20 protein-coding genes, 1 tRNA gene and 5 pseudogenes are annotated in these 25754 nt (G+C 61.8%); 15 read left to right on the top strand and 11 right to left on the bottom strand.

Translation table 11 applies throughout. From position 1 onward, the window contains the following. Positions 1 to 101: 101 nt before the first annotated feature. The 7 genes from QA634_RS19505 to QA634_RS19475 all read right to left on the bottom strand — a co-directional run bounded on the left by QA634_RS19505 (position 102) and on the right by QA634_RS19475 (position 6969). Positions 102 to 809, bottom strand: a complete 708-nt coding sequence (locus QA634_RS19505) for an ABC transporter ATP-binding protein (RefSeq protein ID WP_012333615.1) — start codon at positions 807 to 809, stop codon at positions 102 to 104. Then, positions 806 to 1564 carry an ABC transporter ATP-binding protein gene (locus QA634_RS19500; protein WP_012333614.1) on the bottom strand — a complete coding sequence of 253 codons (759 nt, stop codon included), beginning with the start codon at positions 1562 to 1564 and terminating at the stop codon, positions 806 to 808. The genes QA634_RS19505 and QA634_RS19500 overlap by 4 nt, the downstream gene beginning before the upstream one ends. Continuing rightward, positions 1561 to 2448, bottom strand: coding sequence for a branched-chain amino acid ABC transporter permease (locus tag QA634_RS19495; protein ID WP_012333613.1), 888 nt, complete (start codon positions 2446 to 2448; stop codon positions 1561 to 1563). Before QA634_RS19495 ends, QA634_RS19500 begins: the two co-directional genes overlap by 4 nt. Next, positions 2448 to 3314: a branched-chain amino acid ABC transporter permease gene (locus tag QA634_RS19490; RefSeq protein ID WP_012333612.1), complete on the bottom strand. Its 867-nt coding sequence runs from the start codon at positions 3312 to 3314 to the stop codon at positions 2448 to 2450. Before QA634_RS19490 ends, QA634_RS19495 begins: the two co-directional genes overlap by 1 nt. A gap of 56 nt (positions 3315 to 3370) precedes the next feature. Continuing rightward, a complete protein-coding gene (locus tag QA634_RS19485) occupies positions 3371 to 4588 on the bottom strand; it encodes an ABC transporter substrate-binding protein (RefSeq protein WP_012333611.1) in 1218 nt (405 codons plus the stop codon). Positions 4589 to 4620: 32 nt separating this feature from the next. Then, positions 4621 to 5856, bottom strand: coding sequence for a metal-dependent hydrolase family protein (locus tag QA634_RS19480; RefSeq protein ID WP_012333610.1), 1236 nt, complete (start codon positions 5854 to 5856; stop codon positions 4621 to 4623). 141 nt (positions 5857 to 5997) lie between these two features. Beyond that, positions 5998 to 6969 carry a proline racemase family protein gene (locus QA634_RS19475; RefSeq protein ID WP_012333609.1) on the bottom strand — a complete coding sequence of 324 codons (972 nt, stop codon included), beginning with the start codon at positions 6967 to 6969 and terminating at the stop codon, positions 5998 to 6000. 510 nt (positions 6970 to 7479) lie between these two features. Between QA634_RS19475 and QA634_RS19470 the strand changes: the two are divergent. After that, positions 7480 to 8162 (top strand): annotated as a pseudogene (locus QA634_RS19470) (IS110 family transposase); the annotation flags it as partial. A 140-nt stretch (positions 8163 to 8302) separates the two neighbouring features. Here QA634_RS19470 and QA634_RS19465 read toward each other — a convergent pair. Further along, positions 8303 to 8425: pseudogene (locus QA634_RS19465) on the bottom strand (integrase core domain-containing protein); the annotation flags it as partial. A gap of 136 nt (positions 8426 to 8561) precedes the next feature. On the opposite strand from QA634_RS19465, the pseudogene QA634_RS19460 reads away from it, so the two are divergent. Continuing rightward, a pseudogene (locus tag QA634_RS19460) lies at positions 8562 to 9767 on the top strand (transposase); the annotation flags it as partial. Next, positions 9754 to 9890: pseudogene (locus tag QA634_RS19455) on the top strand (IS3 family transposase); the annotation flags it as partial. The pseudogenes QA634_RS19460 and QA634_RS19455, both read left to right, overlap by 14 nt. 68 nt (positions 9891 to 9958) lie before the next feature. Here QA634_RS19455 and QA634_RS19450 read toward each other — a convergent pair. Beyond that, positions 9959 to 10885: a LysR family transcriptional regulator gene (locus tag QA634_RS19450; protein ID WP_012333607.1), complete on the bottom strand. Its 927-nt coding sequence runs from the start codon at positions 10883 to 10885 to the stop codon at positions 9959 to 9961. Positions 10886 to 10998: 113 nt separating this feature from the next. Between QA634_RS19450 and QA634_RS19445 the strand changes: the two genes are divergently transcribed. The 12 genes and pseudogenes from QA634_RS19445 (at position 10999) to QA634_RS19390 (ending at position 23192) form a co-directional block, all read left to right on the top strand. After that, positions 10999 to 11643, top strand: coding sequence for a NodA family N-acyltransferase (locus tag QA634_RS19445; RefSeq protein ID WP_012333606.1), 645 nt, complete (start codon positions 10999 to 11001; stop codon positions 11641 to 11643). Then, positions 11640 to 12290: a chitooligosaccharide deacetylase NodB gene (gene nodB / locus QA634_RS19440; RefSeq protein WP_050777499.1), complete on the top strand. Its 651-nt coding sequence runs from the start codon at positions 11640 to 11642 to the stop codon at positions 12288 to 12290. Before QA634_RS19445 ends, nodB begins: the two co-directional genes overlap by 4 nt. A gap of 24 nt (positions 12291 to 12314) precedes the next feature. Beyond that, positions 12315 to 13562 (top strand): chitooligosaccharide synthase NodC, encoded by a 1248-nt coding sequence (gene nodC, locus QA634_RS19435; protein WP_012333604.1) that lies wholly within the window; start codon positions 12315 to 12317, stop codon positions 13560 to 13562. Between the two features lie 350 nt (positions 13563 to 13912). Continuing rightward, the gene (gene nodI, locus QA634_RS19430; RefSeq protein ID WP_050777498.1) at positions 13913 to 14827 is read left to right on the top strand and encodes a nodulation factor ABC transporter ATP-binding protein NodI; all 915 of its coding nucleotides are present in this window, start codon (positions 13913 to 13915) and stop codon (positions 14825 to 14827) included. 3 nt (positions 14828 to 14830) lie between these two features. Next, entirely contained in the window at positions 14831 to 15619 is a 789-nt protein-coding gene (locus QA634_RS19425) for an ABC transporter permease (protein WP_012333602.1), read from the top strand. 66 nt (positions 15620 to 15685) lie between these two features. After that, a complete protein-coding gene (locus tag QA634_RS19420; RefSeq protein ID WP_012333601.1) occupies positions 15686 to 16438 on the top strand; it encodes a sulfotransferase domain-containing protein in 753 nt (250 codons plus the stop codon). 260 nt (positions 16439 to 16698) lie between these two features. Then, positions 16699 to 17895, top strand: coding sequence for an efflux RND transporter periplasmic adaptor subunit (locus QA634_RS19415; protein WP_043701388.1), 1197 nt, complete (start codon positions 16699 to 16701; stop codon positions 17893 to 17895). A gap of 48 nt (positions 17896 to 17943) precedes the next feature. Continuing rightward, positions 17944 to 21054 carry an efflux RND transporter permease subunit gene (locus tag QA634_RS19410; protein ID WP_012333599.1) on the top strand — a complete coding sequence of 1037 codons (3111 nt, stop codon included), beginning with the start codon at positions 17944 to 17946 and terminating at the stop codon, positions 21052 to 21054. A 41-nt stretch (positions 21055 to 21095) separates the two neighbouring features. Then, complete coding sequence (locus QA634_RS19405; RefSeq protein WP_168169164.1) at positions 21096 to 21269, top strand: hypothetical protein; 174 nt, start codon at positions 21096 to 21098, stop codon at positions 21267 to 21269. Between the two features lie 104 nt (positions 21270 to 21373). Continuing rightward, a pseudogene (locus QA634_RS19400) lies at positions 21374 to 22129 on the top strand (transposase); the annotation flags it as partial. A 74-nt stretch (positions 22130 to 22203) separates the two neighbouring features. Then, a complete protein-coding gene (locus QA634_RS19395; RefSeq protein WP_018263422.1) occupies positions 22204 to 22335 on the top strand; it encodes a hypothetical protein in 132 nt (43 codons plus the stop codon). A 290-nt stretch (positions 22336 to 22625) separates the two neighbouring features. Beyond that, entirely contained in the window at positions 22626 to 23192 is a 567-nt protein-coding gene (locus QA634_RS19390; protein WP_012333597.1) for a hypothetical protein, read from the top strand. Positions 23193 to 24183: 991 nt separating this feature from the next. Here QA634_RS19390 and QA634_RS19385 read toward each other — a convergent pair. Continuing rightward, a tRNA-Gln gene (locus tag QA634_RS19385) sits at positions 24184 to 24257 on the bottom strand. A gap of 200 nt (positions 24258 to 24457) precedes the next feature. Next, positions 24458 to 25660: a pyridoxal phosphate-dependent aminotransferase gene (locus QA634_RS19380; RefSeq protein WP_012333596.1), complete on the bottom strand. Its 1203-nt coding sequence runs from the start codon at positions 25658 to 25660 to the stop codon at positions 24458 to 24460. Between the last annotated feature and the right edge of the window lie 94 nt (positions 25661 to 25754).

Below are 25754 nucleotides of genomic sequence, written 5' to 3'. Positions count from 1 at the left end.
CGACCGGTCCGGTACTTCGGACGTTCGGCTCGGCGAGACACTCGACGGGCCGCCGATCATTACAGCGAGTCTCGGGAGCTTAAAACTGCCTGGTCCGGCAATCAAGTGGAGTAACGCCCCAGATACAGATCCGCTGCCTTCTCATCGTTCAGCAATTTGTTCGCCGAACCCGCCATCTCGACGCGCCCACCATCCATGATCGCTCCGCGGTTTGAGATAGCCAACGCTTGCCGAGCCCTTTGCTCGATCAGCAGGATACCGGTGCCGTCTGCTGCCAGGGACGCAATGCGAGAGAAGCTGTCGGCGACCAATGCCGGAGATAGGGCAGCCGTTGGCTCGTCGAGCACCACCACGCGAGGTCGTGTCATGAGGGCTCTCGCATACGCCAATTGCTGACGCTCGCCGCCGGAGAGTCTCCCTGCACGCGCCCGCTTGCGTTCGGCCAAGGCAGGGAACTGTCTGAACACCTCGGCAATTCGCGATTTTGAATCACGCACTCCCTGAACAACTTCGAGGTTCTCGATGATCGTCAATGAAGGAAAGACATTAGCCACCTGCGGCACATAGCCGATACCATTCTGGGCCCGCTTCTCGGTTGCTAGTCGCGTAACATCTCTTCCTCCGAGCCGCACACTCCCCTCAACGCGCGGCAGCAGCCCGACCACGGCCTTCGCAAGAGTAGATTTCCCCGCACCGTTTGTTCCGGCAACCGTCAGTATTTCACCTGCTTCGAGTTCAAGGTCGATGCCATTCAGGATGTCGACCTCGCCGTAGCCACCCTTCAGGCCCTCGATGGACAGAACAATCATGACGACCCTCCGAGATAGGCCTCGCGAACCTGCTTGGACGCCAGCACATGAGCCGGAAGGCCGGACGCAATCAGGCGCCCACGATCCATCACGTGAAGCGTAGAGACGAGACGAGTGAGTGCACCGAGATCATGTTCAATGATTAGGAAGCCGATGCCCCGGTTCTTCAACTCCCGAATGCGCTCCGCGATCTCCTCAATCAGAACTGGATTTACACCAGCGAAAGGTTCGTCCAATAAGATCAGCTTGGCACCAGTCATCAGCGCACGACCGAGCTCGAGAAGCTTTTTCTGACCTCCAGAAAGCCGGCCAGCCGGCGAGTTCGCGATCCGCGTGAGTCGCAGAAAGTCCAGCATGGCATCGGCTTCAGAGGAGATCACCTTCTCTTCCTGACGAACTTTTCTGATTTTAAAGAAGAGGTCGGCGATGCGCTCGCCGCTCTGTTTTGGCGCCGCCGCCATCAGGTTCTGCTTGACGGTCAGATGACTGAATTCCCGGGGTACCTGGAAAGTGCGCACCATTCCAGCTCTCGCTCGTTCGACCGAGGAGAGATGGCCGATTTGTTTGCCGTCGAGACGAACTGCCCCCTCGCTGGCGGCCAGGAACCCGGTCACTAGCGAGAACAGCGTCGACTTGCCGGCGCCGTTGGGGCCGATGACCCCGACCACGTCGCCGGGCGGAACAGAGAACGAAACCCCATCGACGACCCGAAGCGCGCCGTAGACTTTCGTCAGACCCTCTATCTTAAGGTTCATCGCTTTGTATAATCCCCCATGAGGCCTTGGGGCCGGTAGAGCGTGAAGAGGACCAGAGCGAGCCCGATCACACCGAGGCGGATGCTGGCCATCTCGACCTCGGAAACGAACGGGATGAAGCCTCGCAGAAAGCGTGATCCCTCCAGGAAGAACATTAGAATGAGTGTGCCAACAAGCGCGCCCGAGATTGGCCCGACTCCGCCGATAATGATTGCCATCCAAATGTAAAATGTGATCAGCGGTATGAATTGCTCGGGGACGATGTACCCGATGTAGTGTGCATAAAACCCCCCAGCAATACCAGCGAGAGCAGCGCCAAGCATGAGAACTTGGATCTTGAACGTCGACGGGTCTTTGCCAAGCGCCTTCACAGCTTCTTCGTTGTCTCGAATTGCCTCGATCATTCGACCGAACGGAGATCGGACGATGCGCGACTTGGACAGACCAGCCAGCATGTTTACGGCGACTAGAAGGAGTAGCACGGCTAGGGCCTGGGCGGTGCCCGTCCCGAGGAAAGCGAACAGCTTGGGTATACCGGTAATGCCCTGCACGCCCTTCGTCAGCCATTTCTCGCTCGTGACGACGATCCGCACCACTTCCGAGAAGCCCAGCGAGACGATGGCGAAGTAATCGTCCCGAAGTTTGAGGCTAATGAGGCCGAGGGGCCAAGCCGCGAGGGCGGCGAGGGCTGCGCCTGCGAGAAAGGCGAAAGGCCAAGGAACCGATACTTGGCTTAATAACGCCGCTGTGTAGGCTCCGATACAGAAGAATCCAACATGACCGAAATTGGTAATGCCAGTTAGCCCGTATTGTAGATTCAGCCCAAGAGCTAAAAGTACATAGATTCCGCTAATGATCAGAATCGCGATGATGTAAGCTTCCATCAGCGAACCCCTTCAATTTGACCGAATAAACCCCGCGGGCGCACAAGCAACACGAGCAGCAGAACGAAGAACGAGATAGCTATCTTGTAGGTGAACCCGACGAGAGGCGTCGCGACCTCCTGCAAGGTTCCGAGGAGGATGCCAGCGCAGATCGCGCCAACCGGATTACCAATTCCGCCCAGGATCGCGGCGGCGAACGCTGGAAGGAGCATGTCCCACCCCATCTCCGGCGTTACAACAGTCTTGATCCCATACATGACGCCAGCCACTGCGGAGACAGAGCCGGCCAAAACCCACAGCGCGATCATGATGCGGGAGGGAGAAATGCCGGAGACCTTCGCCAGACCAGGGTCGTCGGCGACGGCTCGCATGCAGCGGCCAATCGGCGTCGCGTAGAGGATTAAGAAGACGACTGACAGAGCGATTACGGCTACAATCACCAGGTTCAGATCGGCGGGTTGGAACCGGACATCGAGGATGCGCCAGGGTCGTTCGAGGGGAAGCTGAAAGACCTGCTGCTGATGCCCGAAACCGACACCGATCACGGCGCGCAAGAAGAACGCTATGCCGATCGACGCGAGAAGATTGGTTACAGAGGAGCGGCCCGATAGCTTCCGGAACACTAGCAGGTAGGCGAGGATGGCGAGGGCTCCACCCGTTAGCGCGCCGAAGAGGCCTCCGATGATGACTGAATCCGTCAAGGCAGCCACCGACAGCGCGATATAAGCGCCAGCTGTCATCACATCACCCGTCGCTGCGTTCGGAAATCGTGCGATGCCGAAGACAAGTGTGATCGCGAGAGCAGATAGGCCCACGACCAATCCCGACATGAGGCCGCCGATGAAAAGTTCAGCGAAAGCTGGCATGCTAGCTCCATTGGCGTAGGAAGTGCGGCGGGGACGCCGACCTTCCTCGAAGCCGGTCAGATCTTGACGATATACTTACGATTGATCTTGCCATGCTCGACGATTGCAAGATCGAAGTCCGGCATCACGTCAGAGCTGTCGTTGAAATCGACTGTAGATGACGCGCCATCGTAGTTGATTTTTCCGGTCCTGAGCGCCTCCTTGCCTTCAGAAAAGCTCGAGACCTGCTTGCCAGGGGGATTTGCAATTTCTTTGATTTTGGCGTTAACATCGTAGACTTCCGCATTCGGGCCAGCAGCTTCTATCGCGAGCGCTAGCACAATCACCATATCCCACGCCATGGCAGCGTAGATGTTCACCGCGCCCGATTCGCGCATTGCCTTTCGGTAGGCTGCGTCATACCTGCTGTAAGCTGTGGACGCCTCGTTTGAAATAGAGTTCACCACCAGCAAGCCTTCACTCGCATTCGGTCCAACAGCCTTGATTAGGTCGGCATTCGCAGCATGGCCGGGAATGAGCCATTTCTGGGCGTCACCTGTCTGGAACCATTCACGCACGATGATGGTGGTGTCGGCCAGGTAGGATCCTAGGACGATCACGTCGGGCTTGGCCGACAGTACCCGCTGTAGTTCCGACCGGTAGCTGGGCTGGCTGGGCTCATAAACTACGGCTTCGACGACCTTGCCGCCCTTCGCTACCCACGCCTTGCGAAAGCCTTCGACGATGCCGATGGCTGAGGCGTTGTTGAAGGCCATCGTTGCAGGCCGCTTGAAGCCTTCCTTTGTACAGACTTCGGCAAATGCCTTCCCGAATCCGTCACCCGTTGTGTTGAACCGATAGACCAGTTTCTTAGCGTTAACATGCGGACTCGTCAACTCTGGCGCGCCGGAGGTGGCCATGAAGATGGCGTTTGCGTCATTCGCGATGGGAATCGTCGCCAGAGCGACGCCGGAGGACCAAACTCCGACCAGCGCTTGGACCTTGTTGATCTCGACTAGCTTCTTGGCAGCGAGGACGCCCGCCTGTGGCTGGCTTTGATCGTCCTCGGCCAAGACCTCGATCCTCCGCCCTCCGGCGCCTCCGGCCGCATTCACCTCTTCCGCGGCCGCAAGGATCATCTTCTGCATACCGGTGCCGTAGGCGGCGCCGGCGCCGGTGATGGGATTCAGAGCGCCAATCCGGAAGGTCGCGCCTGTCTGGGCGCCGCCGCTGCGGACCGACGACAGCAACGTCGCACTCGCCAGAGCAGCAATAGCTCGTCTACGGTTAATCATCGGTTAACCCTTCTTTTCTTTCAGGGTACGCCTTAGTTAAGACCGTTCCTTTTTACGATCGCGCCCTCTTGCATGATGAGGGACAGATGCTGACCCTGTCGGGTTAGAAGAGAAAGATCGTCGAGGGGATTGCCGTCGACCACGATCAGATCAGCGAATGCATCTGGAGCCACGGTTCCTATCTTTCCATCCATGTGGCAAAGTTTTGCTGCTACCGTGGTCGCGGAAGCGATAACATCGTGAGCGGAAAGCACTTTCCCTCTGATAACGAATTCCTCAGACTGGTGGCGGTGCATCTCTCCCAGAAGGTCAGAACCGTAGGCCATCGGCAGGCCGGCCTTCCGCATGATGGTGAGTGATTCAATTCCGGCAGCCTGCACAACCTTAACCTTTTCGATTGCATCAGCCGGATAACCGTTCAGGGCGCCTTCGCTCAGAAGCTTATCGAATGTAACGAGGGTCGGGACCGCAATAGCCCCTTTAGCAGCGGCGAATTTGGCCGTGTCCGGCTGGATCAGATTGCAATGTTCCAGCGAGTGGATGCCTGCCTCGGCGGCGCGACGGATCGCATCATCGGTGTAGAGATGGGCCGCCACGTATGTACCCGCGTTTTTCGCCTCCTCGACTACGGCGAGGAGTTCCTCACGCGAGAAGCCGAGGAAGTGAATGGGATCGGTTGGCGACGCGGCTCCTCCGTTTGCCATGATTTTGATGAAGTCGGCGCCGGCTTTGATCTCCTCTCGGGCCGCCAGACGCACTTCAGGAACCCCATCGCATATGCGCCCTAGGGCCCCGAGCGGAAAGCCCGAATGGACCTGGGGTCGGCTGTTGAAACGGCCTCGGAAATCGCAGTGACCGCCGGTCTGGCTGAGAGCCTTGCCTGAGATAACGAGCCGCGGACTCGGAAAGATCTTTTCTCCGACCGCGCATTTGATGCCGTAGTCGGCCCCACCCGCATCGCGGACTGTGGTGAAACCTCTCATCAGCATTCCTCGTAGGACGAGTGAGGCCCGCGCCGTCACTAGCGAGTCGGGAAGCTCCGCATTTCGCCCAAATGAGGCCCCCACGGCAATCGTGTGAACATGGCAATCAATTAGGCCCGGCATCAGCACCTTACCGCTGAGATCGATCGTCTCGTCTGCGGATGCGGTGATTGCCTTGCCGACTTCGCGGATTTTGCCGCTTTCGACAAGGACTTGCATTGGATCGGTCGGCCTGTCCATGCTTCCGTCGACGATACGGCTGTTCTTGAACATGTACGTTGTCATGGCGGGTTCCTTATCTTCCAATCTAGAAGGAAAAAATTTTTGAAACTTGTCCTTATTCCAACAGATGACTCGGGTGTCATCTGAAGATTCACTTGGCCGATAAATGCATTTTCTCGATAAGATGGTCGGCCGACGACCCACTCAGCCGGGCAGAAAGCCCGAGGGGATCGGATCCTCAGCCTCGAGAACGAGCGTCGAGAAGGCACTCAGGTGCGCCATACCGCGGACTTCTGGAATCACAGCGGGCTGTCCGGACCGGGTCTCAGCGAGTTCAGCGATCGTAGCGACGAAAGGCACGCCCATGATGTTCTCGGCGCGGTAGCTTGCTCCCGGGGCGATTTCCCCACGCCTGTGAAGTTGAGCAAGGCGTGCAGAGGTGCCCGTCCCGCAAGGTGAACGGTCGAACTTGTTGCCAGCCAGAACCACGAGGTGGCGAGCTCCTCCATCCACAGAGTGATAGAACAAGACGCTGTCGATCTTCGGATTTTCGGAAATTGAGTTCAGCGCGTCCTTGATGGCCATGCCCGCGCGGCACCAGTGGCCGGCATTTGCGATGTCGAATGGAAGTTCGAACATGCCAGCATCCACAAGGGCATAGGTGATGCCGCTATAGGCGAGGTCGCAGATCACTTGACCGAAGCCATCCGCTTCGACGGCAACGTCGCTGGCCAAGACGTGGCATGGCACGTTTCGCAGTATCACTGAGGTCAGCCGACCCGCCTCAAATTTCCCTTTGACGTGCACGATCCCGGCCGGCGTCTCAATCGACATGCCGTTCTGTTCAAAACTCGCAGGGAGCGAACCTAAAGCTGCTAGACTCGCCACGTAACCTATGGTCGCATGACCGCACATGTCAGCGTAGGAATACGAGAAGACGAAGAACAGCCCTTGGTCCGCGATCATGGAAGGGACTGGGATCGCACCTGCCATGGCAGCGTGCCCGCGCGGCTCATGAAGCAGAAGCGTCCTAAGCCCGTCGTAACGAGCGCGAAAATCATCCCGCTGCTCGCGCACGCTGCGCCCCTGCAGCGCCGGTATGCCTGACGTCACCACCCGTGTCGGGTGACCGGCCGTATGGCTGTCGATGACAGTGAACAGACGCCTCGTATGCATAGCGGCCCGAACCCTCCCCATTGACATATGTCGCGGTGGTCATTGTCCTATAGCATTAATTTGAAGGAGCACAAGGCGTCTCATGCCTCGGCGTGGTGAATATCCGCGGGTTGGACCCCGGCCTTGGCCGCGGCCGCGGTGAGCAGGCACCGTGGGAGTGTGCCAAGCGATCGGGACGGAGCCATTCTCCTGGCGTCCAATGCCAAGAGTACCGCGTGCGGCCTTGCGCTGACTGCGTTTTCAACCCAGCTGCCCCGCACCTAGCTGACCCCATCAAGTGCTGCACGTGCATGCAGAGAACGCAGGCTGTCACCGCAGCCATCGGCCGTTGGAATGCCGTCTACGTTGACCTCGCGGTGCGGCGGCTGTGCGCCAACGGCGTCGCTGGCCGGACGAGATGTTGGCCCACGTCGCGCCGCTCGGGTGGGATCACATCTCGCTCACCGGTGAGTACGACTAGGCGTCCGCGCCTCACCGCCGCTCGGCGGCTTCAGACCTCTCCGCGGCGATTCTGTCGATCAGCAGGCCATGCTCACGCTGCACAAGGTGCGCGATCTACTCGTTCTGCAGCGCACCATGCTGATCAACGCCTTGCGGGGGCATCTGGCCGAATTCGGCGTCGTGGCGGCGCAGGGTGCCGCCGGCTTGAAGAGCGCCATCGCGCAGTTCAGGACCGAGCAGGCCAGCCTGCCGGAGTTGGCCCGTTCGGCGATCCGTGAGCTCATCGGCCAACTCGAGGAGGTCGACGAACAGTTGAGGAGCGCCGAGACCGACATCGTCGCTTGGTTCCGCAGCGACGCCGCGAGCCGCCGCCTGTTGACGATCCCCGGCATTGGCCCGATCACCGCCAGCGCGATCACGGTGGCCGTGCGCGACCCCACTATCTTCCGGTCTGGCCGGCAGTTCGCAGCCTGACTCGGCCTCACGCCTCGACCGCATAGCGGTGGCGGCAAGGATCGGCTCGGGGGCATTAGCAAGCAGGGCGACGGCACGGTCTCCGGCAGTTGCTCGTCGTGGGGGGCACGGCGGTGATCCGGACGGCGTGCCAAAACGATCCCGGGCGCGCCCGGGCTAAGCGGCTCCTGGAGCGCAAGCCCGCGCGGGTCCTGTCCGTCGCCCTGGCCAACAAGACCGGCCGGATCGCCTGGGCGGTGATGACGCGCGGCGACGTCTACAGAGCGCCCGCCTTCTGACGAGATCCCGCCTGCCGGCCATCGACAACGGAGGCGGGGTGCGAAGTGCTGGGAGATTATGACGAACCGGTCGAGCCGGGATTGAGGGAGCCCGTTTTGTGGAGTGCACCCTGTTTGACCGGACAAGCGGCGGGGCGGGTTTAGGCACTCCGGCTGAGGAACTCTCGGGGCGAGAGCATGCGCAGGCCGGAGTGCGGGTGGACGGTGTTGTAGTACTCGAACCAGGCTGGCAGAAGCCGCATCACGGTCTCGGGGTCTGGCAGGTGATGTTGACCCGCTCCCGTGGCTCTCCCGCATTTTGATATTGGTGGCGAATTCGGCGCGGCTCCTGCGATGAGAGGACGACCCACGCGCTGCGTTTGAGCGACGATGCGGCCCCAAGCCAGCCGGGGGTGGGTGATGTCGCTCGACGTGAAGCGCACGTATGTCGTGCCGGACCGGACCGCGCAGGTCGCGCGCGCGATCTTTCCGAATGGCAATCCGGTCATGCGCCTCTACGACGATCTGCACAGGGTCGTGGAGGATGGCGACTTCGCCGACCTGTTCCCAGCGCGGGGACGGCCCGCAGAGGCGCCGGTCCGGCTCGCCCTCGCGACCCTGCTGCAATTCATGGAGGGGCTGACCGATCGGCAAGCCGCCGACGCGGTCCGTACACGGATCGGCTGGAAGTACCTGCTGTGCCTGGAACTGGCTGACGCCGGTTTCGACCACACTGTCTTGAGCGAGTTCCGCACGCGCCTTCTCGCTCATGGAGCGGAAAGCCGGCTCTTCGACGCGACCCTCGAACTGGCACGAGGGCGTGGACTGCTGAAGGGCGGCGGGCGCCAGCGCAGCGACTCCACGCACGTCCTCGGGGCGATGCGCACAATGAGCCGGCTCGAAGCCGTTGGGGAAACACTGCGCCACGCGCTGAACGAGCTGGCGACGGTGGCGCCCGACTGGCTGCGCGCGTGCACGACCCCGACGTGGGTCGAACGCTACGGGCTTCGCGCGAGCGAGTTCCGGCTGCCCAAGAGCCAGGCTGGCCGGCGGGCGTGGGCGGTGCAGACCGGTATCGATGGGTTCACCTTGCTGGCTCTCGCCACAGCGGACGGCGCGCCGCCGGTCCTGCGGGACGTCGCGGCCCTCGAGATCCTGCGACGCGTCTGGGTGCAGAACTTCCTCGTCGAGCACGGCCCGGACGGCGCCCGCGTCGAGTGGCGGACGAACGATCAGGTGCCACCGTCGGGTCGGTACATCGGCTCGCCGTACGACGTGGAGGCGCGCTACGCGAGCAAGGGCGCGACGGTGTGGAGCGGCTATAAGGTGCATCTGACCGAGACGTGTGACGATGGCACCCCGAACCTGATCACCCACGTCGAGACGACGACCGCCGCGGTCTCGGACGACGCGACGACCTCGACCATCCACGCGGCGCTCGCTGCACGGGGCCTGCTGCCCAGGACACACATCGCCGACACCGGCTTCGTGAACGCGGCGCTGTTCGTGGAGGCCCAGGAGCGCCACGGGATCGATCTGATCGGCCCGACGCGGGATGATCGGCAATGGCAGCGAGGCCGCCATCGCGGCGTGCTCGACGAGCCCGGCACGGGTTCGGCCGCACGCCTCCCTGGGCTACCGCCGGCCCCGGAGGTGTTCGTGCCGGCCTTGACCGCTTGGCCGGCTGCGCTCGCCCGCCCGGCTCCGCCGGCCAAGCTACCCGCGGTGGACAGGCCCACGGTCCACTAACATTCCACTCGGGCCACCCTGTGGGGGTTGATCACCCGTGATTCAGGTACGGGGTAGACTCTGAGCAATCAGGCAGCGTTGCCCGGCGAGCCCACCCTACACGCTTCAAAGAAAAACACATCCCGCATCCAAATACTTGCCGGATCAGAATTATGCAGGGCCGGCCATTGAACGGACTCACAAAATTCAGGAAACGGAAGTGGTAAATCGACGATGCGCAGAGGCAGGATATTTTCAAAATACCTGGCAAGGCTTAATGGTATCGTTCCAATCCGATCAGTTCCCAAAATCATATGCGGTATCATAGTGAAACTCTGCACCACAATGTCTATATGTCTCTTTATTCCATGTTCCAGCAGGAACCATTCTTCCAGGGAAGGCTTTCGCTTGCGCCCGAATTTCGCTACGACGTGGCGCATCGACACGTAGCTATCAAATGTAAGCTGTCGCGATAGCTTGTCGTTCGCGCGGCAGCCTACACAAACAAGTGTGTCAGAGAAAAGAGACGCTCTTGGATGCGCATCCGACAGAAACAATTCTGGGCAGATTAGAAAATCGGCTTCGCCACGCCGAAGAAGTTCGTCAGGGTCATCGGCGAGCTCATGTAACTCGAAGCTGATGTCGGGTGCTTCCGTCGTAAGCCGCTCCATCACACGTCTAAAAAATACGACCGTCATGAAATCAGAAAGAGCGATTCTGAAACACCGCTCTGATTGGGATGGCTCAAAGGTATCTCGAGAAACAATTGCGAGCTGAATATGCAGCAAAGCTTCGCGGACTGGGGCGGAAAGTTCCTCCGCGCGTGGCGTTAAAACGAGTTTGCGGCCCCGCATGATAAATAGCTCATCTCGGAAATATGCGCGCAAACGCGCGACAGCCGCGCTCATTGCGGGCTGGCTTAGGTTGAGACTGCTTGCCGCGCGGGTGAGATTTCTCTCTTTCATCAAAGCGTCGAGCGCAACGAGAAGATTGAGATCGAGGCCCTTGAAGCGCATCTACCCTCCTATCCACCACCCAGATGCGTTACATCAAAACAATCGATTTTACAAATGTGCTGTGGTCCTAGCATACAGGGCGGTGCCAAACTTGCTGGGCATGCAGTCGTACCATGAAAATCAATCCAGATTTTTGCTCTATCTCCCGAACGGAGGAGCATCCGGGTCGTTTGCAGGTGCGATGGCGTCTGTGCTGGGAAAGTGAGTTGGATCTCGCTGACCACGCTGAACTCGCTGAATTCTTGCGGAACGCCTACAACCCGAGCGGCGCGTATAATGCCAGGCCATTTGAAGGCGGTCGCAGTTGGGCCGGTGCTAGACCAGAACTTCGTGCTATCGGCTACGACTCGAAGGGCGTCGCAGCCCACATAGCCGCACTACGCCGCTTCATCAAAATTGGGATGGTTGATTTACTCGTCGTCGAACTGGGATTGTATGCAGTACGTTTGGATCTCGAGGGATTGCGAGTTAGTTATTCGATGCTCGAGCTGTATCCAGCTTTGAAAAACCTCGGTGTCCCTTTCGGGTTTGGCACAGTCCGGCCTGCGCTTCAGAAACACCTCACCAGGCTGCTCGGTAAGGCCGGTTTGGCGGCCACTGTGTCCGGGGTTCGCGTCCGTTCCACTCTCCGAGACATGAGCCTCGACATGCCACCGACGAGAGTCGAGGACCTTCTGATCCTAATTTTCCCCATTCAACTGCCGGTCAGTCATTGGCCGCCAGGTACACTAATTGATCGCAATGGACCAGAACTATGAAGAAATTTAATTGTATATCCGAGTTGTCCACCCGATGGGGTCGAAGCGGAGACCGTTCCAGTGTATATTTGACCTTCGACGACGGCCCTAATCCACATTGCACTCCCGGTATTCTCGATGTGCTGGCGGAATACGGCGTGCCGGCAACGTTCTGTGTCATTGGCGCGTACGCGGCAAGGGAGCCGCTGCTAATCCGGCGCATGATCTCAGATGGGCATGAGGTGGCAAACCACACCATGACTCACCCGGATTTTTCGATATGCGATCCGAATACGGTTGAGCAGGAGATTTTGCAGGCAAATAGAGCGATCCGCATGGCCTGTCCACAGTGTACGTTGCGGCATGTGCGTGCGCCGTACGGAAAATGGACAACGGAAGTAATCAGTATTGCGTCCAGAGCTGGACTTGCGGCTCTCCACTGGTCTGTGGATCCCCGAGATTGGTCGCGCCCCGGTGTTAATGCGATTATAGACAGCGTGCTAAACTCAGTTCGTCCAGGTGCAATCGTGCTCCTGCACGACGGTAGTCCTCCCGGCGACGCAGCTCCGTGCACTCATGTCGGCCCGCGAGAGCAGACCGTCATCGCACTTTCTCGTCTCATTCCGGAGTTGCATAACCATGGGTTCAAAATTTGCCTTCTTCCCTAAGATCACTAAACTGGCAGATGCAAGATGGATAAATTCGCGGCAACCAGCATCGGCGCTGTATCACTATACGCGCTACTCTCGGCGTTCTACAAAGGCGTGCAGATTTTTTATTCAGATCCCGCAACTATTTCGCCAGCGAAAAGGAGTGCTTTCGTCGGTTCGGGTATCATGCCAAGCGTAGATGTCATTGTCCCCTGCTTTAATGAAGATCCGTGTACGCTTTTCGAGTGTCTTTCTTCAATTGCAAGTCAGGAATATAGTGGGAAACTGCAGATATACGTGGTTGATGATGGCTCAGACAACCGCGGCTCATTGGCACAAGTGCACGATGTTTTTGCCCACGATCCGAGGTTCGTGTTCATTAATTTGGAAGATAATGTTGGGAAGCGCAAAGCCCAGATTTCGGCGATACGCCGGTCCACGGGAGACTTGGTGCTCAACATCGACTCCGATACGACCGCGGATAGCGATGTGGTAGCAAAGCTCGCACTGAGAATGCGAGATCCATCTGTAGGTGCGGTAATGGGCCAGTTAACAGCTAGCAACCGCCGGAAAACATGGTTGACTCGGTTGATTGATATGGAATACTGGCTGGCCTGTAATGAGGAACGAGCGGCACAAGGTCGATTCGGTGCCGTTATGTGCTGCTGCGGTCCTTGTGCGATGTACCGCCGGTCCGCGCTGCTTCTGTTGATAGACCGGTACGAGACACAAGTTTTTCGCGGTAGAATAAGCAATTTTGGTGAGGATCGGCATCTCACGATACTGATGCTAGAAGCAGGATTTCGAACCGAGTACGTACCAGATGCCTGTGTAGCAACTGTCGTCCCGGATAGACTTAGTTCGTATCTGCGCCAGCAGCTGCGATGGGCGCGTAGTACTTACCGTGACACGCTGCTCGCGCTATATATTCTTCCCAGACTGGACGGCTATCTGACCCTGGATGTGATTGGGCAGAACATAGGGCTTCTATTGCTCACTGTTTCGTTGATCGCGGGAATAGCACAGGTGTTTTCGACGGCCTCCGTCCCGTGGTGGCCGAGTTTAATGATCGTCTTAATGACAATAATTCGCTGCTGCGTAGCATCTGTCCGTGCTCGCCAACTTCGATTTCTCGGCTTCTTGTTTCACATGCCAATAAACATCTTTTTACTGATACCGCTGAAGATTTATGCATTATTTACAATCAGTAATAGCAATTGGTTGTCCCGCGGCTCTCCATACGACGGGCAGAAAAGCGTTTACATAAAATCCGTGACAGTAAGCACATAGCAGCATCAGATACATTCAAGTCTGGCACCGTTCCAGCGCTCTTTCGCACGGCGGGTCTGACTTATATTGCCTTCTTTATGGTAGCCCTTCGTTGCAGACTGTGGTTGCGAAAGGGGGCGTGCGTAGCGGAAGTGTTTGACGCCGCAGCAAGTGGCTCCGGTGTACTGCACCAGATTGCCCATTTTCTGGTTAAGTATCTAGGTTGAAGGCCAGATTCTATGTTCCAGTAATAGAAGCGCGTAACGATCACCGCCCTCACTGAACCGGCTGGTGAATAATGTCGTTCGGATGCTTATTACACCCGCCAGTGATTACCGTGCAATGCCGCCTGAGAGAGGATGTGTGATTTAATGCCCATAACAGCAATAAGTCTTGAAGGTGTGAGGAAGTCATACGGCAAAAATGTCGTTGTCGATGACTTGTCCTTCGTCGTTACACCCGGAGAATGCTTCGGATTATTAGGGCCTAACGGTGCGGGCAAGAGCACTGTCACGCGCATGATCCTGGGCATAGCGCCGCTAGACTCGGGTAGTATCAATGTGTTCGGCGAGCCCGTGCCGGCGCGCGTTCGCTTGGCGCGATCCCGCATTGGCGTAGTCACACAGTTCGACAATCTCGACAGCGAGTTTACAGTGCGCGAGGGCCTTATCGTGTTCGGGCGTTACTTCGGCATGAGTGCTCGCGACATTAAAGCGGTTACGCCGTCGCTCCTAGAGTTTGCCCGTCTTGAGGACAAGGTGGATGCGCGCATCGCGACGTTGTCCGGAGGCATGAGAAGGCGCCTGTCCCTGGCGCGTGCTTTGATCAATAATCCTGAGATGCTCGTGATGGATGAACCGACAACCGGTCTCGACCCGCACGCGCGCCACCTAATCTGGGAGCGTCTTCGCTCACTTCTAGCTAAAGGAAAAACGATCTTAATGACTACCCATTTCATGGAGGAGGCCGAGCGACTGTGTGACCGGGTGTGTGTTCTCGACGATGGACGCAGAATTGCAGAAGGTCGGCCCCGCGTACTCATCCAGGAGCAGATCGGTTGCAATGTAGTCGAGGTCTATGGTGGTAATCCGCGTGAACTACGTGCGATAATTGGACCATACGCGCGGCACATCGAAGCTAGCGGCGAGACTCTCTATTGCTACACGCCACATCCAGAGCAGGTTTGCCTCCAGCTTCTTGGGCGCTCGGGCTTACGCCTTCTACAGCGTCCTCCGAACCTCGAGGATGTTTTTTTGCGGCTAACTGGTCACGAGATGGAGAGATGAGCGATGACGGGAGATTTTGCAGCGGCTCTTCCCGCCAATGCGTGGAACTGGCTAGCGGTGTGGCTCCGCAACTATCAAGCCTGGAAGAAAATTGCACCTGCATCAATTCTTGGTAATCTTGCCGATCCAACGATTTACCTGGTTGGTCTTGGATTCGGCGTCGGACTGATGATCGATCAAGTTGAGGGAAGTCCGTATATCGCCTTTCTTGCTGCAGGTATGGTCGCGACTGCCGCCATGACCTCGGCGACTTTCGAAATAATCCACGCGGCTTTCGCACGCATGCACGCCCAGCGCACTTGGGAAGCAATTCTGTATACACAACTCACGCTTGGCGATGTTATTCTCGGGGAACTAGCGTGGGCAGCCACAAGGGCTTTTCTAGCGGGGTCCGGAATCATCATCATCGCGGGCGTGCTTGGCTACGCCGCTTGGCCGTCCGCATTTTATGCGCTGCCCGTCATTGCGCTCACTGGTCTTGCCTTCGCAAGCTTAGCTATGCTTGTTGCTGCTTTGGCGCGCAGTTACGATCATTTTGTATTTTATCAGACCCTTTTTATCACACCCATGTTGTTTCTGTGTGGCGCAGTATTCCCCGTCAATCAGTTGCCGAGCGAGCTTAAAAATTTAACCTCGGTCTTGCCATTGGTCCATTCGATCGAGCTCATTCGCCCAGTGATGCTCGGACGGTCGACCAGCGGTGTCGGCGTGCATATTTTCGTGCTTTGCGCGTACGCGATACTGCCATTTTTCTTTGCGACAGCAATGCTTCGCCGGTGTCTCCTACGGTGACACCGGTTCGGCAAAATAGCCGTAACTTAGGCCTGCAATCGTATGTGTAGTCTAATGGTGCTACCAATGGACAGCCAGATGTCTTCGCATCATCCCTTCGTTATACTGGCAATGCCGAGAGTGGGTACACACTTTCTCGAGGAATTGCTTAACGAGCATCCCAACATCTACAGCAGAGGCGAGCTTTTAAATCAGTATGAAGGCAATTGGCCCGACAAAAGTCGGTTGTTACTTAGCGATCGAGGGCTCCTCGAGGTTGCGTACCTGCAATATACCGCAAAATCTGTCAAGGCAGAAGTGACGCACGTTGGCTGCAAGATCAACGAACCTCAATTTCGCGACCGTCCCGGCATATTTGACGAGCTTGTTGCGTGGCCTGGTCTTAAAGTCATTCTTATGGTTCGCGTTAATGTCTTGGAGTCGCTTCGCTCGCTTGTCCAGGCAAGACAATCTGGCCGTTGGCTGAAGTTTAGCTCCGACGGCGGAGGCGCGCTGCCGCCGCGTGTCCGGCTATCGACAGCTGACTGTGAGGCATACTTCAGGCTTTCTGATTGTTTTAACGCGCGAGTTGTACATTCCTTTGGGTCTGGTGCTGTTATGGTGGTTCGTTATGAAGATGTCACTCGCGATCGGAACGCTTGCGTGAATTCAGTTTGGAGCTTTTTGGGAGTTCGACCGCATCAGCCTTCTGGTTTGACCGATCTTCAACGCCAGGAGATGCGGCCTTTGATAGAAACGGTCCAAAATTTCGATGAATTAAGGCGCTACTTCTCCGGCGGCCCTTACCAGAAATTTTTTCAATCGAGAGATACACGCTGACATTAAAAGCTGCTTTTATCCGCGGCTGAGTTTTTGGTAGGGCTGCGGATGTGGTGTGAGCTGAGACTAACACGTGATCCATTCGGAGAACCGCGATTGGTCGGCGTGAGCATTGTAGAAGCCGGTAACGACAATGCATACGCTATGTTCATATAGCCGCAATGCCGCGCAGCGCGCTGGTCGAGCTGCCGAGCAGCACCACCGGCGGCGCGGCGTTGGGCCATGCGTAGTCTGGTAGCTGCCGACCGGGGTACCCTGTCATGTGTCGCCGCAGCCGCCTCGCTTGGCTACTCGCCGTCATGTGCCTGGTGCCGGCGGCGACGGGCCATCGTACGTTAGAGACCGAGGTACCCGTGCCCGCCGTCACCGTGGTGGTGGCGGCCGAGCGCGAGATCGTCGAGCGCACGGTGGTCACCGGCACCCTGGTCCCGCGCGACGAGATCATGGTCTCGCCCGAGATCGAGGGCTGCCGCATCACCGAACTCCTGGTCGAGGAGGGGGACCGGGTCGCCAGGGGCGCGGTGCTCGCCCGCCTGTCCCGGGAGATGATCGACACCCAGCTCGCCCAGAACGCCGCCGCCATCGCCCGGGCCGAGGCCGCCGTGGAGCAGGCCCGCAGCACCATCGTGCAGGCCGAGGCGGCGCAGGTCGAGGCGGCCCTGGCGCTGGAGCGCACCCGGACCCTGATCCGGACCGGCAACGCGACCGAGGTGCAGATGGAGCAGCGCACCTCGGCGGCGCGCTCGGCGGAGGGGCGGCTCGCCGCGGCCCGCAACGGGCTCTCGATCGCCGAGGCCGACCTCCTGCAGGCCCGGGCCCAGCGCAAGGAACTCGACCTCAAGCTCGCCCGCACGGAGATCCGCGCGCCCGAGGGCGGCATCGTCAGCCGCCGCACCGCCCGGATCGGCGCCACCGCGAGCGCGACCGCCGAGCCGCTGTTCCGGCTGATCGCCCGCGGCGAGATCGAACTCGAGGGCGAGGTGACCGAGACCGGCATGCCGCGGCTCAAGCCCGGCGCGCCCGCCCAGCTCGATCTCGACACGCCGGACGGGTCCGTCGGCGTGCCGGGCCGCGTGCGCGCGGTCTATCCGGAGATCGACCGCGCGACCCGCCTCGGCAAGGTGCGCGTGCGCCTCGACCCCGATCCGCGCCTGCGCATCGGCGCCTTCGCCCGCGGCAGCGTCGAGGTGGCGCGCCGCACCGGCGTCGCGGTGCCGGTCGCCTCGGTCGTCTACGGCAATGGCGGCGCGACCGTCCTCGTCGTGGCGGGCGACCGGGTCGAGGCGCGCCGGGTCCGCACCGGCCTCTCGGCGGCGGGCTTCATCGAGATCCGCGACGGGGTGCGGGCCGGCGACGCCGTCGTGGCCCGGGCCGGCAGCTTCCTGCGCGACGGGGACCGGGTCCGCCCGGTCTTTCCCGCCCAGCAGGTCAGCGCCGACGCCCTCCCGCGCCCCTGATCCACGGCGCCGACGGCGCCCGCCCCCGCCGCCGAAGGACCCGACCCGATGCGCCTCAACGTCTCCGCCTGGGCGATCCGCAAGCCGATCCCCTCGATCGTGCTGTTCCTGGTGCTGGGGCTGCTCGGGCTCGTCAGCTTCCGCACCCTGCCGATCACCCGCTTCCCCAACATCGACGTGCCGCTCGTCTCGGTGTCGATCAACCAGCCGGGCGCCGCGCCCTCGGAGCTCCAGACCCAGGTGACGAAGTGGGTCGAGGACGCCGTGGCGGGCGTGAAGGGCGTCAAGCACATCACCTCGGCGATCACCGAGGGCAGTTCGACCACCACGGTCGAGTTCCGGCTCGAGGTCAACACCGATCGGGCGGTGAACGACGTCAAGGACGCGGTCGCCAAGATCCGCACGAACCTGCCGCGGACGATCGAGGAGCCGATCGTCAACCGCGTCGAGATCGCCGGGCTGCCGATCATGGTCTACGGCGCCACGGCGCCCGCGATGGCCCCCGAGGACCTGTCCTGGTTCGTGGACGACGTGGTGGCGCGGCAGATCCAGGGCCTGCGCGGGGTCGGCGGCGTCGGGCGCCTGGGCGGCGTCAACCGCGAGGTGCGCGTCACCCTCAAGCCGGACCGGCTGCTCTCGCTCGGCATCACCGCCGCCGACGTGAACCGGCAGCTGCGCCTCACCAGCGCCGACATGGCGGGCGGGCGGGCCGAGCTCGGCGGCCAGGAGCAGTCGATCCGCACCCTCGCGGCCTCGGCGAGCCTCGACACGCTCGCGGCCACCACGATCGTGCTGCCGGGCGGGCGCAAGGTGCGCCTCGACGACCTCGCCACCCTGACGGACGGGGCCGAGGAGCCCCGCGTCTTCGCGCGCCTCAACGGGGAGCCGGTCGTCGCCTTGGCGATCTCCCGTGCCAGCGGCGCCAGCGACGCCTCGGTCGCCCAGCTGGTGGCCAGGAAGATCGACGAGCTGCGCGCCGCCCACCCGAACGTCCACTTCGACCTGATCGACACCTCGGTCACCAACACGATCGGCAACTACGAATCCGCCATGCACGGCCTGATGGAGGGGGCGGCCCTGGCGGTGCTGGTGGTGTTCCTGTTCCTGCGCGACTGGCGGGCGACGCTGATCGCCGCGGTGGCGCTGCCGCTCTCGGTCTTCCCGACCTTCTGGGCGATGAGCGCCATGGGCTTCTCGCTCAACGCGGTCAGCCTGCTCGCCATCACCCTCGTCACCGGCATCCTGGTCGACGACGCCATCGTGGAGATCGAGAACATCGTCCGGCACGTGCGGCTCGGCAAGTCGCCCTACCGGGCCGCCATCGAGGGCGCGGACGAGATCGGCCTCGCGGTCATCGCCATCACGGCGACGCTGGTGGCGATCTTCGCGCCGGTGAGCTTCATGGGCGGCATCGCCGGCCAGTACTTCAAGCAGTTCGGCCTCACCATCGCGGCCGCGGTGTTCATGTCGCTGCTCGTCGCCCGCCTGATCACCCCGATGATGGCGGCCTACTTCATGCGGGACCACGGCCACGCCGAGGAGGCACCCGGCCCGGTGATGCGCACCTACACCCGCGTGGTGGCGTGGTCGGTGCGGCACAAGTTCGTGACGCTGGTGGTGGGCCTCGCGCTGTTCGCCGGCTCCCTCATGTCGACCAAGCTGCTGCCGGCCGGCTTCCTGCCGAAGGAGGACGCGGCGCGCACCCTGCTGGTGCTCGAATTGCCGCCGGGTGCCAAGCTCGACGACACGATCGCGGTCTCGGACCGGGTGGTGCGGAAGATCCGCGAACTGCCCGAGGTGCGCTCGGTCTTCGTCGATGGCGGGCGCCAGCTCCCGGGCAAGAAGGAGATCCGGCTCGCCACGCTGACGATCAACCTGACGCCGAAGAACGCCCGCACGCGCAAGCAGGGCGACCTCGAGGCGGCGATCATGGCCGCGCTGCGCGACGAGCCCGACATCCGCTACTGGTCCCTGCGCGAGGGCGGCCAGCGTGATTTCACCCTGATCGTGGCGGGGCCCGACACCGAGGTGGTGCGGGACGTGGCCGAGCGGATGCAGCGCGAGGTCGCGCAGGTGCCGAACCTCGTCAACGTGATGTCGACCGCGCCGCTCGACCGCACCGAGCTGCGCATCCGCCCCAAACCCGCGGTGGCGGCCGATCTCGGCGTCTCGACCGAGACCATCGCCGAGACGGTGCGCGTCGGCACGATCGGCGACATCGGCGCCAACCTCGCCAAGTTCAACGCCGTCGACCGGCAGATCCCGATCCGGGTGCAGCTGCCGGCCGAGGCCCGCGGCGAGCTGCCGGCGCTGGAGGCGCTGAAGGTGCCGACGAAGACCGGCGCCGCGGTGCCGCTGACCGCGGTGGCCGATATCAGCCTCGGCCGCGGCCCGACCGCGATCGACCGCTACGACCGCGCCGTCCGGGTGGCGCTGGAGGCCAATCTCCAGGGCTCGGACGCCCTCGCCGAGGCGATCGCCAAGGCGCTGGCGACCCCGGCCGCGAAGACTCTGCCGCCGGGGGTGGAACTGCGCCAGACCGGCGACGCCGAGGTGATGGGCGAGGTCTTCGAGGGCTTCGCCCTCGCCATGGGCGCCGGCCTGATGATGGTGCTCGGCGTGCTGATCCTGCTCTTCGGCTCGTTCCTGCAGCCGCTCACCATCCTGTTCTCGCTCCCGCTCTCGATCGGCGGGGCGATCCTCGGCCTCCTGATCTTCAACCGGCCGATCTCGATGCCGGTCGTGATCGGCATCCTGATGCTGATGGGCGTGGTGACGAAGAACGCCATCATGCTGGTGGATTTCGCCGTCGAGGAGATGGCCCGGGGCGTCGACCGCATCACCGCAATCACCGATGCGGGCCGCAAGCGCGCCCGCCCGATCGTGATGACGACGATCGCCATGGCGGCCGGCATGGTGCCCTCCGCGATGGCGCTCGGCATCGGCGGCGAGTTCCGCTCGCCGATGGCGATCGCGGTGATCTCGGGGCTGATCGTCTCGACGCTCCTGTCGCTGCTCTTCGTGCCGGCGATCTTCGTGCTGATGGACGACCTCGCCCGGCTGTTCGGGCGGCTGTTCGGCCGCTTCGTCGGGGTGGTGGACGAGTTGGAGCCGCAAGCGGCGCGGCGAGGCGAGGTAGGTCTTCACGAAAATGTCTAGTGCCACCCCGGCCTTGGCGCGAGTGGGTGAGAGAGACAATCATGGCTAACATGACAGTTGCGGATGTCGCTTCAAAACCGCTTCTCGGGTTTAAGCTTGATGAGCGCATCTGGACCAAGCCGGCCGACGCCATTCTCGATGCCGTCTACGGCAACGCTGCACCATCCGTGTCGCCGATCGTGCGGATATCGGGCATCGTGAGCGCCCTGGGTTAGCAGATCGAGGGAGCGGGCCGGGCCTCGGCACTCTGGCGGAGGAACTCCCGGGGTGAGAGCATGCGCAAACCGGAGTGCGGGTGGACGGTGTTGTAGTTCTCGAACCAGCCCGGCCGATGCCGGATGCCGCGCTGCTCGAGGAGATCCGCGCCACCCTCACCGGCAGCCCCTTCCACGGCGAGGGTCACCGCAAGGTCTGGGCGCGCCTGCGCCACACGGGCGTGCGCACCTCCAAGCGCCGCGTGCTGCGCCTGATGCGCGACCATGATCTGCTCGCCCCGTCTCGCGTCGGCGCGCCGCGCGGTCCGCGCACCCACGATGGCACCATCCTCCCGGAGGCGGTGGACACGATGTGGGGGACCGACCTGACCACCCCGTGGACCGGCGAGGGGCAGGTCGCGGTGTTGGTGGCCGTCGACCCCTGCTCGGCCGCGTGTGTCGGCATCCATGCGGCGCGACGGGCCACGCGCTTCGAGGCGCTGGAGCCGATCCGTCATGGCGTGCGGCAGCGCTTCGGTGGCTTCAGCGCGCGGATCGCCAGCGGCTTGAGTGTCCGGCACGACCACGGCAGCCCGTACCTATCGGATGATTTCCAGTCAGAATTGGCGTTCCTGGGCATCGCGAGTTCGCCCGCCTTCGTGCGGGCGCCGGAGGGGAACGGCTACGCTGAGCGGTTCATCCGCACGCTCAAGGAGAACCTGCTCTGGGTGGAGCGCTTCGACACCGTCGAGGATCTGCGCCGCGCGCTGCTGGTGTTCCGGGAGATCTACAATACGACGTGGCTGATCGAGCGGCACGGCTTCCGCCCACCGGCCGCTATTCGGGCCGCGCAGCTTCCACCTGCGGCTCTCGCCGCATAGGGTTCAAACCGGTGTCTCACAATCGGCGGGCGGTACAGACGCTCCTGCTCCTCGGACGCATCGAGGCCTCGCGCATGCAGGTCGGTGACGAGCCGGACCTGCGCCTCGCGCTGCCCGACGCCTTCATCGCTTATCCGATTCACCTCCGCGAGCGTCTCGCGCGGATCGGCATCAGGGCGCTTGGCGGCCATCGGGCATTCGGCTGACGGTCGGCAGGTGCCATTATGCGCGATCTAGCCGCCTCAGAGTACTATCGCACGGGCGAAGGCGGGGCTGTCAGCACCCCACCTGCCCGGCGGCAGCACGGCATCGGCTAGGGCTCCTCGTTCCTGCCGGGGACGGCCCAAGACGGCACCTTGTACCTCCTGCGCCTCGGATCTCGAACTCGCCGTTCGCAGCCTCACTGTTGCATGCTGCGGTGCAACCGGGGTCGTAGCCGCCCAGTTCAGAGGAAGGCGCTCATCCGGCGCCGGAGCCGATCCCATCAGGAGCCCTCATGGACACCTCGCCGCTGCCGCCACCCGCGTTCGAGCCCCCTGCCGTCCTGCTCTCGGGGCCGGTCGACTATGACATGTACCGGGACTTCCGCCGTCAGTTCGAGCAGGCCTCGCAGAACCTCGTCGTGGTCGAGCTGTCGACGCTCGGAGGCGACCCCGAGGTCGCACGCATGATGGGCGAGGACATCCGCTACCACAGCGAGATGAGCCCGGACCGGCGCTTCGTCTTTCTTGGCAAGGCAGCGATCTACTCGGCCGGTACGACCTTCATGAGCTTCTTTGTTCGCGCCAACCGCTACCTGACCCGCGGCACGCGGCTGATGATCCACGAGCGCAAGCTCGCGAAGGAGCTCACGATCAATGGACCGCTGACCACCTGCATCGCGACTGTGAAGGCGACGCTGCACGAGATCGAAGCCTCGATCGCGATCCAGAACGAGGGCTTTGAAAACCTGATTCGCGGCTCCCAGGTCACGATGGAAGAGCTCCTGCAGCAGGCTCCGTCGAACTGGTACATTGAGGCCGAAGAGGCGAGATCGCTCGGGCTGATCGAGGCCGTGCTCTGAAGGCGATGCGCCGTATCGAGAATGGCTGAGGTACAGGTTGATCCCCTGAGCCGGTCCTCTCTGGCTGTACCGGCCAGCCTCAGTGACCAGCTGGGGTAGCCGCTCGCCCTCCCCTACTCGGCCTTGCCAAGGGCCTCAAGAGAGCATCAGCGCGGGGCTCAGCATGTACGGCAGCTGGCTCACGGAATGCGACCCTTGGGCCCGTCTGAAGAGCGCCAAGCGGACTGGATTCGTGTTGCATCCGTGTTGCATGGAGCCGCCGACGCTCGGTTGTAACCCATTGTAAATTCAGGAGTCGTGTTGCACGCCGTTGCAACACGGAAAGGGCAAGGGAGGGTCATGAAAAAGCCCGCCAAGTCATTGACCGAGCAGGCAAAATCTGTGGTGAGCGCGCTGGGACTCGAACCCAGGACCTACAGATTAAAAGTTTGTTGGTCTGCGCAAGCTTGTGTTCTGAGGTCGACGTGCTTTTCGAGCCAGTCATGAGCGGTTCCCTTCGCTCATCGAGGATACAGATGCGCTGTGCCCCCGGCCGTGTTGGTCACGAATCCTGGCGCCTCATTCAGCACGTGGCAATGCCAAGACAGAGCAGTAGCTTCACACCTGAGGGGGCTGCGATCGAGGAAGCGGGGCACAGCTAGGCCTCTGTCCTTGCCCGAATGGATCCCGGACGCTGATGCCAAAGCCCGAGGCCGCGCGGGGCTCGCTGCCTGCAGGAGCGTTCCCAAGGGGATGAAACACGTCTCGGATGCACCCCCTGCCCTGCCGTGGGTTACGTCGGGCATCGCCCGGCTCACGAGGGCATGAACCACCATCCCTGTCTCTTGTGGGAGCGCGGTTTCGTGTTCCATCCGTGTTGCACGGAGCAGCCGACGTACTGCTGTAACCCATTGTAAATCTAGGGGTCGTGTTGCAGCCAGTCGAAACACATTGTCGCCAGGCTCGCGCGACAAAAAACCCGCCAAGCCCTTGACCTGACGGGTGATTTCAATGGCTGGGGGACGTGGATTCGAACCACGACTAACGGAGTCAGAGTCCGCTGTTCTACCGTTAAACTATCCCCCAGCAAGCGGCCGATCGCTCAGCGCCGCCTGCCGGTCGGGCCCGTCCCGGAGGGACTTGGCATCGCGCCGAGCGCGGTTCCTGCCGACGCCGCGGGCGATAGCACGGCTCGGAGCGCCGATGCAAGCGGCAAAGGCCGGCGGGGCGCCGCCGGACACGGGGCTGGGCGGGAGGGCCGGGTCTCGGCCCATCCCGGCCCGCCCTCAGCTGAGGGCGCCGCAGAAGCGCTGGATGCGCGTGCAGGCCTCCTCCAGCACGGCATTCGACGTGGCGTAGGAGATGCGCAGGTTCGGGCCGAGCCCGAAGGCCGAGCCGTGCACCGCCGCCACGCCCTCGCTCTCCAGGAGCGCCGACACGAAATCCTCGTCCGTCTCGATCACCCGGCCCTCCGGCGTGCGGCGGCCGATCAGCTCGGCGCAGGACGGGTAGACGTAGAACGCCCCCTCCGGCGTCGGGCAGCGCAGCCCCCGCGTCTGGTTGAGCATCGAGACCACGAGGTCGCGCCGGGTCTGGAAGGCCGCCCGGAACTCGGCGAGGTGGTCCTGCGGGCCGTCCAGGGCCGCCACCGCCGCCCATTGGGCGATCGAGCAGGCGCCGGAGGTCTGCTGCCCCTGCACGAAATCCATCGCCTTGATCAGGGCTTCGGGACCCGCCGCGTAGCCGATCCGCCAGCCCGTCATCGCGTAGGATTTCGAGACGCCGTTCATCGTCAGGGTGCGCTCGTACAGGGCGGGCTCGACCTGCGCGGGCGTCACGAAGCTGAAATCGCCGTAGACGAGGTGCTCGTACATGTCGTCGGTGAGCACCCAGACGTGCGGATGGCGCAGCAGCACGTCGGTCAGCCGCTTCATCTCGGCCCGCGTGTAGGCCGCGCCGGACGGGTTCGAGGGCGAGTTCAGGATCAGCCACTTGGTCCGGGGCGTGATCGCGCGCTCCAGATCCTCGGGCTGAAGCTTGAAGGCCTTCGCCATCGTGGTGTCGGCGAACACCGCCGTGCCGCCGCAAAGCCCCACCATCTCCGGATAGGAGACCCAGTAGGGCCGCGGGATCACCACCTCGTCGCCCGGGTTGAGCGTCGCGAGAAGGGCGTTGTAGATGACGTGCTTGCCCCCGGTGCCCACGATCGTCTGGGACGGCTTGTAGTCGAGGCCGTTCTCGCGCTTGAACTTGCGGGCGATCGCCTCCCGCAGCGGCACGATGCCGGAGACCGGCGGGTACTTGGTCTCGCCACGGCGGATCGCCTCGATGGCCGCCTGCTTGATGTGCTCGGGCGTGTCGAAATCCGGCTCGCCGACGGACAGGCTGATGACGTCCCGGCCCTTCGCCTTCAGGTCGCGCGCCTTTTGGGTCATCACGATCGTCGCGGACGGCTTCACGCGCGAGAGGGCATCGGCCAGAAAGCCCATGGCTGTCACTCCACCTTCAAGAGAACCTGCGATGCGCGCAGGGCGGCCCGAGGCCGGCGGTTCAAATCGCCGCGGGACCCTAGTCGCGCCTTCG

It is taken from the genome of Methylobacterium sp. CB376 (assembly GCF_029714205.1).
Taxonomy (GTDB): domain Bacteria; phylum Pseudomonadota; class Alphaproteobacteria; order Rhizobiales; family Beijerinckiaceae; genus Methylobacterium.
This window is presented reverse-complemented; position numbering and strand designations above follow the sequence as displayed.